Origin of the sequence: Micromonospora sp. NPDC049240 (genome assembly GCF_040647835.1) — a bacterium.
GTDB lineage: Bacteria > Actinomycetota > Actinomycetes > Mycobacteriales > Micromonosporaceae > Micromonospora.
The window spans coordinates 1-12,699 of the sequence record NZ_JBEZCX010000025.1 but is presented as its reverse complement, the minus strand read 5'-3'; the positions used below and the strand labels follow the sequence as shown (position 1 = coordinate 12,699).

10 protein-coding genes and 1 pseudogene are annotated in these 12,699 nt (G+C 68.1%); 8 read left to right on the top strand and 3 right to left on the bottom strand.

The features are described 5' to 3' along the window. The first annotated feature begins 548 nt into the window (after window positions 1-548). The 4 genes and pseudogenes from AB0B02_RS28505 to AB0B02_RS28490 all read left to right on the top strand — a co-directional run bounded on the left by AB0B02_RS28505 (window position 549) and on the right by AB0B02_RS28490 (window position 4,831). A pseudogene (locus AB0B02_RS28505) lies at window positions 549-1,273 on the top strand (dienelactone hydrolase family protein). A 1,143-nt stretch (window positions 1,274-2,416) separates the two neighbouring features. Then, entirely contained in the window at window positions 2,417-2,830 is a 414-nt protein-coding gene (locus AB0B02_RS28500; RefSeq protein WP_357305406.1) for a hypothetical protein, read from the top strand. A 98-nt stretch (window positions 2,831-2,928) separates the two neighbouring features. Continuing rightward, the gene (locus AB0B02_RS28495; RefSeq protein WP_357305516.1) at window positions 2,929-3,456 is read left to right on the top strand and encodes an SMI1/KNR4 family protein; all 528 of its coding nucleotides are present in this window, start codon (window positions 2,929-2,931) and stop codon (window positions 3,454-3,456) included. A gap of 193 nt (window positions 3,457-3,649) precedes the next feature. Continuing rightward, entirely contained in the window at window positions 3,650-4,831 is a 1,182-nt protein-coding gene (locus AB0B02_RS28490) for a hypothetical protein (RefSeq protein WP_357305403.1), read from the top strand. Between the two features lie 37 nt (window positions 4,832-4,868). Here AB0B02_RS28490 and AB0B02_RS28485 read toward each other — a convergent pair whose 3' ends face one another. After that, on the bottom strand, window positions 4,869-5,252 hold the full coding sequence (locus AB0B02_RS28485; protein WP_357305400.1) for a hypothetical protein: 384 nt from the start codon (window positions 5,250-5,252) through the stop codon (window positions 4,869-4,871). Window positions 5,253-5,548: 296 nt separating this feature from the next. Here AB0B02_RS28485 and AB0B02_RS28480 point away from each other — a divergent pair, with 296 nt between their 5' ends. Both AB0B02_RS28480 and AB0B02_RS28475 read left to right on the top strand, forming a co-directional pair. After that, window positions 5,549-5,725: a hypothetical protein gene (locus AB0B02_RS28480; protein ID WP_281938953.1), complete on the top strand. Its 177-nt coding sequence runs from the start codon at window positions 5,549-5,551 to the stop codon at window positions 5,723-5,725. Window positions 5,726-5,882: 157 nt separating this feature from the next. Continuing rightward, window positions 5,883-6,881 (top strand): hypothetical protein, encoded by a 999-nt coding sequence (locus AB0B02_RS28475; RefSeq protein WP_357305397.1) that lies wholly within the window; start codon window positions 5,883-5,885, stop codon window positions 6,879-6,881. Window positions 6,882-6,995: 114 nt separating this feature from the next. Here the strand turns inward: AB0B02_RS28475 and AB0B02_RS28470 are convergent, their stop codons facing one another. Continuing rightward, window positions 6,996-8,525: a hypothetical protein gene (locus AB0B02_RS28470; RefSeq protein ID WP_357305394.1), complete on the bottom strand. Its 1,530-nt coding sequence runs from the start codon at window positions 8,523-8,525 to the stop codon at window positions 6,996-6,998. Window positions 8,526-8,773: 248 nt separating this feature from the next. Between AB0B02_RS28470 and AB0B02_RS28465 the strand changes: the two genes are divergently transcribed. Then, window positions 8,774-9,490, top strand: coding sequence for a DinB family protein (locus AB0B02_RS28465; RefSeq protein WP_357305391.1), 717 nt, complete (start codon window positions 8,774-8,776; stop codon window positions 9,488-9,490). A 437-nt stretch (window positions 9,491-9,927) separates the two neighbouring features. Beyond that, entirely contained in the window at window positions 9,928-11,211 is a 1,284-nt protein-coding gene (locus AB0B02_RS28460) for a hypothetical protein (RefSeq protein ID WP_357305388.1), read from the top strand. A gap of 249 nt (window positions 11,212-11,460) precedes the next feature. Here the strand turns inward: AB0B02_RS28460 and AB0B02_RS28455 are convergent, their stop codons facing one another. Further along, complete coding sequence (locus tag AB0B02_RS28455; RefSeq protein WP_281938946.1) at window positions 11,461-12,303, bottom strand: hypothetical protein; 843 nt, start codon at window positions 12,301-12,303, stop codon at window positions 11,461-11,463. Window positions 12,304-12,699: the final 396 nt, after the last annotated feature.

Here is a 12,699-nt window from a genome sequence, read left to right as displayed (position 1 = left end):
CCGCTCCCCCGGCCGAGGGAGCACATTCCCCGTTGCCGGGGCGGAGAGGCCGTCCGTCGCCGTAGACCCTTGGTTGATGACTGTCGGTACTGCCGGGCCCGAGCGATGAGGGCGAGATCGGCGTCACGTCGGTCGCCAGGATCTGGTTGTGGGCGACGGCGTGCGCCCTGTTCGTCGTCGGTGAGGTGGCTCTTCGGTCGTACTGGATCGCGGGTGGCCGGTGGGGGTACGCCGCCTGCGACCGCACCGACCTGATCGACCCGCGGGCGGATGCGGCGCGGACCGGGTCGAGACGCCGCCCCTCTGGGCGGGGTCAGGAGCCGTGGGAGTCGGTGCCGCCCTCGCGGTGCTGATCGTGTGTCGAGGCGGTTCGGGTAAGGAGTGACAGGCACGCTCGTCGCCCGTCAGTCCTTACCCGAACGTCCGACCCCGGCGGCGCGCTCAGCCGAGTTGCTGACGGATGGTTCCGGAGCACGCCGGAGACCCGCCTTCTCCCAGCGGCAGAACGCCGGCCCCACCGGGCTCGGCGCGCACTACAGTCCAGGCTCATGACGACGGCGACCACGCGCGAGGTCAGATACGCGGCCGACGGCCTGACGATGATCGGGCACCTCGCGCTCCCGGCCGGCGCCGACCGCCGGCCCGCGGTCCTGATCGGCCCCGAGGGGGTGGGGCTCAGCGACGTCGAGCGCCGCCGAGCCGACACGCTCGCCGAACTGGGATACGTGGCGCTCGCCTTCGACCTCCACGGCGGACGCTATCTGGGCGACCCCGAGGAGATGCTGGCCCGTTGCATGCCACTGCTCGCCGACCCCGACCGGATGCGGGGCATCGGCCACGCGGCGCTCGACGTGCTCCGCGCCGAACCGCGGACCGACCCCGACCAGATCGCCGCCGTCGGCTACGGCACCGGGGGCGCGATCGCGCTGGAACTCGGGCGCGACGGCGTCAACCTGCGCGCGATCGGGACCGTCAACGCACTGACCACCGGCCGACCGGGCGAGACGGCGCGCATCCGCTGCCCAGTCTGGGCCGGGGTCGGGTCGGAAGACCCGATCATGCCGCCCGCGCAACGGGACGCATTCACCGCCGAGATGCAGGCCGCAGGCGTCGACTGGCGCCTCGTGGTCTACGGCGGCGCCTTGCACGCCTTCCACCACCACCGGTCGACCACACCGTGCTCCCCGGCGTCGGCTACCACCCACGGCACGCGCAGCGGGCTTGGCGTGACGTCGTCGACCTGCTCGCCGAGTGCCTGCCCACGACCCGGTGATCGCCCGGGTATGGCACCACGCCAACCCGCTCACCCTGGCCTACCAGGTGGGATTCTCCCCCGCGCCGCCTGCCGTGCCAGTTCGGGGTGACCCGCCGCTGGCGCTCGCTACAGCCGGGCGGGGAACGACGCTTCCACTCCCAACTCCGCAACAACGGCGCCATCGCCTGCCACCGAGGGACGCCCGACGTGCGCCAGCACCTCAGGATCGGCCGGACAACACCACCGGCGGGATGACGGGAACCACCGAGCGATCAGCCACGACAATCGCCCCCGATCGAGACAGGGTCGATCGAGGGAGTCACTGAGCTGAGAGTTGCGTGGTCAAGCGCACTTGACCACCAGTACGCGAAACACAGCATGGATGCTGCAATGTGGTGTTCGAGGGGACACGAACCAATGCCCCACCGCCGCCGCTAATCATCAGCGCGACGTTGAAGCTCACGTAAGGGTAGTCCTCTTGGTGACCTCTTCGGGCGCGCCGAAGAAGTCACCGAGTAGGAAGCCCTGCTCAGAAGGTTGGCAGTGGGATTCAAGTCCCAGCTCCCGGGATCCATGCCGACGCCAGCACCACGGCACCCAGAGCCATGCATCGATGGGGCACCACCCTCGTGAGCGGCGTCAGCGGGGTCCAGGACCACAGCCGGCGCCATCCAGACGGGAGCAGCGAACCCTGACCACTTCGGTGTTCCATGGGAGGTCGCTCCGCCTCGCTCGCCCGCATCGTCGCAGGTCAAAGGGCTTCGGCGCGTCGGGCCCTGGTGACCACTTCGGACGCGGTGACCACTTCGCCAAGCTGCACCCAATCTGCACCCACCTGCAAGGCCCGAGCAGCCACAAGATCCTTACTGCTCTGACCTGCAGATACCTCCTTACCAGGCGACATAGAGTGCCGTTGACTGCTGTTCAGTGCCGTTGAGTGCAGTTGTGTGAAACAGGACGCCGCACCGACTCTGAACTGCGGAAACGCGAACGTGCAGGTCGGCGTGGGTGCAGTTGAGTGCCGTTCAGTGCCGATGCACGGCATTCAGCGCCGTTCAATGCACCCGGCTGCTCCCATTCCGCTCCCCCAATCTCGGCACTACACCGTCGGCGGTTGACCGACGGCAGCGGCACCTGCAACCCGTTGCTACCGTCCTGGCCGTGCGACTCAACATGTGGTTGACGGGCACGATGGCCCTTGGGCTCGGAGGGCTGTCGGGTTGGGCAACGGCCGGTGCGGGCGGCTCGATGGACCGTGCTCCTGCCGCTGCCATCATCATGGTCGCCAGCCTCGCCGGCTCAGGACTCGCAGTTGGAACGCTTGCAGCCCTCAGCAAGCGGACGACCTGGTGGGCGGCCCTTGTGCTGCTCGGCTTCTACACCGGCACTTGGCTGAACTCGGCCCACCACAGCGCCATCGGGGACGCCCTCGTCCTGGTCCTCGCTGCCGTTCCGATCTGCATCGGAACCGCACTCGGGCTCGCGGCCGGCCAATACGTCGCGGCTCGACGGACTCCGACCCCTCGCTTGCAAGTTCTGGGCGCTCCGTCCAGCTCCGTCCGCACACGTCTCTGACGTCGAGCGCTGGTTCACCTCCTGGTGACTTCGGATCTGCCTGTCCGGCCCGGTTGCTGTCACCGTTGCTGTCGCCAGCAACCGGGCTACCGGCACTCCTGGAACTGACGCCGACCGACTACCGTCGACCTGTGCTCGATCCCGCAACCGTCTTCGACAGATCTGCCCCGCTGGAGGATCCGCCCAACAACGAGACTCTACGAACGGTGGAAGCGCAGCTTGGACACCAACTCCCTGCCGCGTACGTGGATCTGGCTCGTCGACACAACGGCGGCTCGTTCGCCCATGACGCCCACCCTGCGCCCAGCCGAACCTCATGGGCCGAGGACCACGTTGGCGTGTACTCGCTCGCAGCAATCGGTCGAACTGCCGACTTCAGCCTCTGCGGCGAGCTCGGCAGCGCGTTCTGGGTAGCCGAATGGGGCTACCCCGCCATCGGCATCTACATCGCCGACTGCCCGTCGGCGGGTCACGACATGATCGCCCTCGAATACCGCTCACCTGGAGAGCCAGCCGTCGTGCACGTCGACCAGGAGCGGAACTACCAGATCACTGTCCTTGCCCCCGACTTCGAGACTTTCATTGCCGGCCTCGTCGACGAATCCGAGTACGACTTCCTTGACTGATCGCCGGATCTATGGCGGCTGGCGGCTGGCCGGGGCGACGAAAATCAGTGGCGGCGTTGAGAATGCTTGGCTTGTGAACGACAGATGGCGTGACGTAGAGGCAGGTCGCCGTGAGCTCGACTGGTCCATCGCGGTCGGTGATCCGGCAGAGGCTCCTTACCTGACACCACTGGGTCGTCAGACGGCGTCTCGCATGATCGATGATCTCGAAGCGTTCTTCGGGCCAGGTTGGCTGCACAAGGCCGTGCGGCCCGCCAACGGTGTAGCTGGTCCGACCATGGGGCCATACTTCGCCTCGTTGACGGGCATTGGTGCCTTCGGAAACGTGGTGGGGCTGTGGGCGCGCCTGCAGTACCTGGTTGATGCCGCGACGCCGGGCGTCGGCCATCTGCGCCGAAACCTCCGAGCGAACCCTGTCGCCGACGAATTCCGCCACCACCTTGCCTTGGCGAGGCTCGCGGCGCAGGCGAAGGTAGCCGGCGCCAGGGTGATGCTGGAGCCCAGCAAGCCCCAAGGCGGTCCGGGAGACCTGCGGGCGGTTCGCGCCAGCAGCGACGTATTCCTTGAGTTGCGGACGCTCGGGCCGGACAAGAAGTTCCTGGAGTACAACCAGCAGGTGAGCCAGGCGCAAGCTTTTCTCCGGCAGCTCGAGCACCGGCACGGGGTGCACTTTGACGGCGAACTGGCACACGAGCCGACCGATGAGTGGCGGGAAGCCGTGAGTTCCGCCGCGCAGAAGTCCGTGGCAGGCAGCGCATCCGTCGAGGTTGCGTTGGAAGATGCGACTCTCACCGTGCGGCCCGGCCCGGCACCGGCAGGGACGGTGGTCTCTGGCCCGGTATGGGCGGCGGATCAGGGCCCTCGTCTGCTGCGTGCGCTTGTGGCGAAAGCCGTCAAGACGGAGTCAGCTGGAGCAGCCTGGTTGTGGTTGGAGGACGCCGGTGCCCTGTGGCCGCTCTCCGCGTTTGCCCAGGATTCTCTGCCGCGTAAGGAGGAGGCACTTCGCCAGGCCCTGGACCCATTGTTCGGCGCCCATCCGCATGTCCTGGGTGTGGTCCTCACCTCCGGCCAGCAGCGAGTCCGCACTCCCGGTAATGACATCGATCATGTCGGCCACCGTGGCGTAGCTTTTCGGCGGACGTTGCCAGGTGGCCTGATGCGCGAGAGCATCGTCGTCCACCGTCGCCTGGCCGTGCCGGGGCAGTATCTCCTCCTGGTCGAGATGTGCGCTGATGAACCGGCATGGCTCGACCGCGCGCTGGATGCTCTCGGAGTGCCCGGCGGTCTTGCCGCCCTGACCATGCGGCCGGCTCCGCCCACCAAGCGATGGTCATCCGAAGGGCCGCGACCATCGAGCCTCCATCTGCCGTCGTAGGCCTACGGAACAGATGCTCCTCACTCATCAATCTAAGTCAATTAGGGTCACGCCCCTCCTGCCGACTGGCAGGGGTCATGCTCCCTGCTCGCCGCCGGCCTCGGCCGAGTCCAAAGTCGCCGTCCGGGCACGGGTCCGTCTCGGCCTGCGACTCGGCGTCGCCGTCGGCGGCGTCGTCAGGCTCGGCCGCCGGCTCCACGTCGCTCTCGGGCAGCTGCACGTCCTTGAACGGCCGCAAGCCTTCGGCGTCCTCCACGTAGCCCTCGGCTTCGTCGTACCCCAGCTCGGCCGCGGCCTCGGCCTCGGCCTGCTCCAGGGCCCGTGGCTGCGCGGACTCCGACAGCTCTTGGCCTTCGGCCACCAGGCGGTCCAGCCACGGCAGCAGCAGGTGCTCTCGGCGGGAGTACCGCCCGGCCGCCACGGTCGACGCGTTAGCCTCGTGAGCGGCGACGAACCCGCGACCAGCAGCCCGTTGAACCGGTCGATCCCGGCGGTCTGCCCGTCGCGCGGGTCACCGCTCGCCAAGGCGGCGACCATCTCCTCCTCGGCCCGGTCGTAGAAGCCCAGCATCACCGCGGCGGCGCCCGTCGCGTCGACCAGCAGCATCTTCGCCACCTTCGCGCTGCCCCATCGCTCGGCGAGAAACCGACGCCGCACCTCACCAACGTCCAACAGTCTGACCGCACACCTAGCACCGGAGGGCAAGAGAAGGACGAGGTGGCCGGGGAGTACACCGAGGCCGCAGCGAAGCTTTCGATCGCGGAAACCACCCTCTGGCACTGGGCCTTCAAAGGCCGAATTTTCTGCCACCGCGTCGACCGGCTGGTCTGCTTCACCGACGAGGACCTGGACAGAGCCTTACAAGGCATTCCCCGCCCCGGCCGGCGTCGCTGATCGTGGGGACTCCGGAACAGCGATCACTACGTCGTACTCATCGGTTGCTACGCCGGCCAGATGCCGGCACCCGGAGGCCCCTCACATCACCTAGTAGCGGCAGAAGTTTGGCTCCGGCCGTCCACGTCTGCGTGACCGGCTGCAGTACCGTCATGCCGTGCATTTCGTGTATCGCTCCCACTACGAGGGCCAGTTGAGCAAGCGGGTCCGGCGGCTGCCGGACGAGACCGTGCTGAATTGGTTCCGGCGAGGCTGGGACTGCGACGATCCGGAGTCCTGGGTCGAGAACGAGCTGGGCGGTGACGTCTACGGCCTCGATTCGATCTTCGAGGCGGCACGGAAGCACGGCCTGTCTCGGCCGGCAACGACCAGCGAGCTGCGCGAGCTCCTACATGAGCACTTGTACGTCGAGGGTGACGAGGACTTCATCCGCCTCGACGATCACAGCCTTCGGGTACGGACCGATGACGACGAGGTGGAACTGGCCTACTTCTTCCTCGATGACGAGGTGGTCGCGGCCGCCCACGACCGGTTGGCATACCTGTTCCAGTCGTGGCCGTTGCCTGGTGGGGAAGGTGAGTTGACGTCGCTCGTCGCCGATGTGCCGGTAACAGTCGTTACGCCCGCCAGTACCGGTGACGCCAGCACGTACGCGGTGTTCCTCACGTTCTACGACGGCGAAAGCCTCGCCCGCGCCCAGCCGCTGGTAATCCCGGGGGTCGGGTTGTGGGAACTGGCCGGACATCTCCGGACCGCGGACCCCGACAGCGGTGCAGCATGGCCACCCGAGCTGCTGGTCTTGCGAGCGCTCGTCGCGCCCGAAGAAGCCGCCATCACCCCGGCGCTGGACCGGTGTAACAGATGGCCCGGCTTCAACCTCAACGCCGAACCGTGGCCCAACCTGCCGAAGGAGCACGGCGCCGCCCACAGCGAAGCCATGGCGCTTCTTACAACGGGCCGATATGTCGACGGCCGACGCCCCGACGCATCGCGCATCAAGGTCGACAAACACCTCGCGCAAGTCACGATGCACTGTGGTCAGTCGTTCGGGTACCAGCAGTGGTTCCTGTTCGACACCGTGTGGGCGGCCGCTCACCCGGACCTGGCCCAGTCACTGCTGCGCTACAGCAATCACTGGGATCCACTCGAGGACTGAAAGCAGCCGAGCCATCAGCTCCGATCGTCAGGACGAGCGAACGCTGATCGGGCGTGCGGCCAGCGGCATGAGCGTGTGGTTCGCGGCCAGGGCCGCCGTCTCCGTGGTCTGGTGCTAGTCCGCGGTGGTCCTGTCCAGGATCTCTTGTATGTGATCGACCGTCAGGGCCGGGTTGGCCGCAGCGGCCTCGGCCAGTTCGGGATCGTTGAGAAGCGCGGTGACCCGCGGTGCCGGAAGGCGTGGGCTGCCTGCCATCGCCTGTCGCACGGTGACGTCCGGGTCGGTGCTGAGTCGGTCGACGAGTTCGGGGTCGGCGTCCGGGTCGAGGGCGACGAGCCGTCGTACCGCCGGGTCCGGGTTGTCGGCGAAGCGGGCCAGTCCCTCGGTGGGAAACTGTGGCAGCTCGCTGAGCCGGTCCCGGCCGCAGCAGCCGTACTCCAGGTAGCAGCGCAGCAGCAACGCCGGCGGCGCGGCCGGGTGGTGCTGGGCGAGCAGGACCCGTACGCCCAGGTCGGGGTCGTCGGCGAGCATGGCGACGACGTCCGCCGGCAACTCGGCGTTGCGGGCCGCTCGTCGGCGCAGCAGCGGATTGACCGAACGGGCCCAGCGCAGCGCGTCGGTGACCTCCCACGCAGCATCGTCGGGATACGGGACCCACCGGCAGCGGACGTCCGCGGAGCCGAAGTGGCCATCGCCCGGCACAGTGGTCACGTCGATGTCGATGCCGGCCCGCTGCTGCTCGGTGAGGCCGGGATGGGTGGAGACAGCGGTGCGGACCTCGACCGCTGAGTCGGTGGTGAGCCTGACGACCTGGTCGCCGGTCAGGTCGACGCGACCGGTGACTCCCTGCCGGACCGACGGGTCGGGGTGGCGCAGCAGCGTTTCGACCACGTCCGGCGGAACGCTCGGGTTCTTGCCCATCACCCGCAGCGCAGCCGTGTCGCCGCTGGCCAGCACCTGATCGATCAGCGCCCGGGACAGTGGACGGCGCAGCACGTACCAGAAGGCGTGACAGTGCTGATCCGGCAGATCCGCAGGCTCCATCACCCGCTGCCGGTACGCGACGGACGCCACGGCGGTCGCTCGTACGTCGGGCGCCTCATCCTCCAGCAGCGCCTGGCGCGACCGCTCGTCCAGCCAGTACAAGGAACCGGCCGCGAATCGGCGCACGCCCGGCCGGGGGTGCGCGGCGGCCAGCCGGAACAGACGCCGGTCATACCTGGTCGCTTCGAACAACTCGCCGATCAATTCCTCTCGGCTGAACGGCATGTCGGGGGGCGGACCGTCGAGCTCGGCCAACAACCTGACCAGCACGTCGTCGGGCAACGGCTCCTGACCGGGTCGGCCGAACGCGCGCATTCTCACCCGCCACGCCGGGTCGGCCAGCAGCTTGGCGCGCGCCAGGGCGTCGACTTGCGGATGGGCGGCCAGCGCTCCGCGGATCCTGGGCGAAGAATGGTGCAGCATCGCATCCCGCACCGGCGGCGGCAGCTCACGGCGGCGTCGTAGCCCATCGCACACCTGCTCCGGCCACGAATCCACCAGCCGCAACAGCGCGTAGACCGGCGCTGCCGGGTTTCTCGCCAGCCCTCGCAGCAGGGGTGAAGGAGACGAACACCGATCCAGCCAGGCATCACCGATCATCGACTGCACGTTACGCCCGCGCTTCTCGTCAAGGTATCCACCTATCGGCATGTCCGGAGGCGGGCACCGGCGATCCGGTTACCCTCCCGCGACGAGCGCATCGCGGCATGAGCGTGCATCCGGCCGCCTCGGATGTGCGTCACGATGCGTCATGGCTCGCCATTGGCCGCCGTACAGTTGGTGGGGAGATCACGGAGTGCAGCCGAGCCGAGGCTGGCTTGTCGGTGTGCGGCCCTAATGTGTGGTGCATGACGCGATATGTCGACGAGGATCTGCACGGTGCAGAGTTCCGCGAGTGTGACCTGACCGGGGCGCGCCTGATCGGTGTCGTCATGCAAGACGTCGTGATCGACGGGCTGGTCACCAACCTCGTGGTGAACGGTGTCGAAGTCACGCAGTACGTCGAAGCAGAGCTCGACCGGCGTCATCCGGTCCGGGCGCTGATCCGCTCCGAGGACCCTGCCGACCTGCGCGAGGCAGCACGTCAGCTCCATACCGGCTGGGCCGCCACGATCAAGCGGATCCGCCAGACGCCCGGCATCGAGCGCCGCAGCGTGAACGACGAGTGGTCAGCGGTACAGACCTTGCGCCACCTAGTCTTCGTCCACGACTCGTGGTTCCGCCGCTGCTGCCTGGGCTCGACACAGCTGTTCACGCCGATGGGCATCGGGACGAGCGTCGAGCCCTACAGCGGAGCGCACGGGCTTGACCTCTCGTCCGACCCGGCCCTGGACGAGATAGTGAGCGTGCGTGACGCACAGGCCGCCGAGCTGGCGGCCTGGCTCGACAAGGTCACCGCTGTACAACTAGCCGCGCGAGCGCCGGTGCCCGACGACGATGTCTGGCCGCCGTACGCCCGGGGCCGCTCGGTGCGGCAGTGCCTCCGCACGGTGCTCAACGAGACCTTCGAGCACCACGGCTTCTGCGTCCGCGACCTCGACCTGATTTCGGCACAGGACCGCTGAGTAGGGCCGGCCGTCGACCCGACCTCTTGCCCATGCGGGTATCGCTGATTGTCTGCGCGCTGCCGAGCTGCTGACCCCGGAGCTGGACGCGGCACTTCTGGAGTATCCGGCGGCTCTGGCTTACATGTTCTCCGGGCGGGCGGCCGTGGAGGATCGGCGAGATCTGTCGAGGGCCGAACACGCGCGCTTCGGCATGAGCGGACGTCGCCGGCCTGCGAACTCGAGCCACGGGTACTGAAGCTTTCGGGCACGCCGAAGAGGTCACCGAGGCAGAAGCCCCACTCCGAGGGCTGCTGATGGGATTCGAGTCTCAGCATGTGGGGGTCCGTCGTGTGGGGAACGCACGCTACTCATTTGGCCTCTGGACTACGGCTGCGACTTCCTCTTTGCCATCGGCACACCTCTCGCCTTCGGTTAGGTCCGGCATACTCGCGGGCGTGAACTCGCCGTTGGAAGCCTTCGCGGGACTGCTGGATCGTTCCGTTCGGGAAATTGCCACCCTGGCGTCGGACGCCCGCACCTTCGACGCGACCCGCATCGGTCGCCTCGCCGACATCTGGGACAACAACACCGTGCCGCTGGTAGGCGCGGCTTGTGCTCCTTGGCCGCTTCGATCCAGGAGCGCCAGCGCCGGGCTGCGGTGGATGGCTGAACTCGGGGCAGACCGACGCAAGCTGATTGTCGACCTGGACCCAAGTTTGGACACGGTACTTCCCCCCGCGAGGCCGCAGCGCTCCATACATCGGGACTACCAGGGGCAAGTCTTCCCGGGCGCGATCCCGCTTACCGCAGAGATCGTTGCTGCGCTGGACCAGGACTACGACCTCGCCAGCGGGACCGTGCGCTCCCTCACGGTGCGGCCGGCGGCCCAAGGCTTGAAGGTGCATCTGACCTTGGCCGCTCCGCGGCGATTCACTCCCAGTATCGGACGTGTCGCGCGGGACGGGTCGAGGAAACCCTGGCCGGCCGCACCGTTGAAGTTCACCTTCGACGGCGTCGCCGACCTGCAGTTCAACGCCGACGATCGGCTCGGGATGACCGTAAGCCGCACCAGCGTCGGGGCAGCCGTGACGATCGGGCGCACCGGACGCCTCCAGGCGATCAAGGCCACGGTCTGGCCCGACGACCCCCGATGGCACGAGTCGACAGCGGGAAAGGCGGCCGACCTCACCACGCCGCACGAACGGCCGCAACGGCGGAAGCCGGCAGGGACGTCGACCCGGACCGCACCGCAGCAGGCAGCCGCCCGAGCGCTCGTCATGTTGATGAGCCACGCTCGGCTCGTCCACCACTATCCGAATCTGGCCGCCGGCGTTCCGATCCTCGACATCTGCCGTGTCGCGGCCGACGCCGGCAGTGCAATCCTGGCCGCGAGCGCCCGCCACGGAGCAGCGCGCCAGAATGCCTTCGCGGAGCTTGACCAACGGTGGCGTCACGTACCACCCACGATGGCACCTGACCCGGTCCGATCCGGCCCGGCCCTGCTGCGCCATGCGCAGTACGACGAGCCCCACGACGACCACGACGTCCCTCGCCACGGCTGTGCCGTCCTACTCGCCGCCGTGCCGGGCGCAGACCCCGCAGCACCATGGGCCCTCGCCAGCGAGGAGATCACGCAACCCTCGCGGTTCCAGATCACCAGCGCCGCGTTCGACGGTGTGCAGCGCATCCATCACGATGGCAGGACCCTGCGCATCGCCGACGATCTCGTCGTCCATTGAATCGCACGGTCGGGCTGCTCGTGGGCGTCGAATCGCCGCCCTCTCGCCAGCAGACCGCTGACTAATACCTGCCGACAACCGCTCGGCCCATCATGGCCCGTGGCTGGGCTCGCCCGCCTCTGCAAGCCGGGACTGACCCGACGAGCCTTGTGCGCACCATCCGCCCCGGGTCAGGCGCCCGCTGGCTCGCGAGGCGCTTGCCACGACCGGGTCATGATCTCTTGTCGGCTCGGATTGGCTGACTTCTTGTCAGTCGCGGCGGCCGTCGGTCAGGTGGAGCTGACGTAGACCCGGGCCGAAGGCGGCGACATGGTGCGCGCTGCCGTGGTGCGCCTCCGACGGCGTGAACCGGCCCTCACTGACGGCCATGTCGAAGGCGCCCCCGATGCCGTACTCGGCCAAGATCCCCGTCACCTGATGCTCGGCTGCCCAGGCGAGTCCGGCGTCGAGGGTCTCGAAAACCCCGCAGGCGTATCGGGCGCGGTCGCCGTGGAACACCCAGACCGCAGACCTGAGCGGGCTTCGCTGGTCGGCGGTCGGTCTGCGGCGTAGGCCCTCCGGCGTGAGCGACAACGAGCCGAGGAAGCTGCCTGAGCGATGACGTACGGCCAGGACCACCGGTTCAGGGTGCACCCCTTCGAGCCCTGTCCCGGCTGGGGTGTTCGCGAAGGCGTTCCACAGGTGGAAGCAGATCAGGTCGTGGGCGGGATCAGCCGTGGTGTAAACGAGGGTCTTGGGGAAGAAGGGGTTGGTTCCGCCGATCCACAGCGACGGGGGCCCGAACGTCTCGATGAGCTCAGACAGCGTCCGATCCTGCGTCACCCACTCCCCGACATCCGTACGCAACTGCTGAAACTCGGCCTCCGACAGCGCCCGGTCCAACTCGAGCCAGCCGAGGCGATCGGCGATCTCGGCATAGACGGAGGCCGTGGCATCACGTAGGGCATCCGCCGGAAGGACGTTGCTGTAGGCGCCCATGACACCCGTCGGGGCGAACGCGTCGCGCTCACGGAGCCCCTCGCACTCCGCCCGCCATCGCGTCAGGCTGCCATCCACCGCGGCCATCGCCTCCAACAGCAGCCGTTCGGCCATCTCGTCCCTACCGTACATACCAGGACGACGAAGGACCCCGTTCACCTGCGCCAGATGGTGCCGGCGTACCTCACAGAGACCGGCCTCGGAAGCTTCACCGCTACTCATCGCCGCCGATCATGACACCTCAACGACCTCCGGGCACGCGGTCATTGGCAGAGGGGCGTCGCCAGCGCGCGAAGCGGAAGCGCCGATGCATTCGGGCAGGTCGAAGAGGTCACGACCCAAGAGGCCATGGCCAGAGGGTTGGCCATGGGATTTGCGTCTCAGCAGCCGGAGCCCCGACAAGACTCCGCCATGATTGCCTGGCGGGAGGTGGGAGACGGCGAGCACTGACCGATCTGGCGGGCCGCCGCGTCGGAGCGGGTGCTGCGTGACCTCGTCCGGACTGGCTTC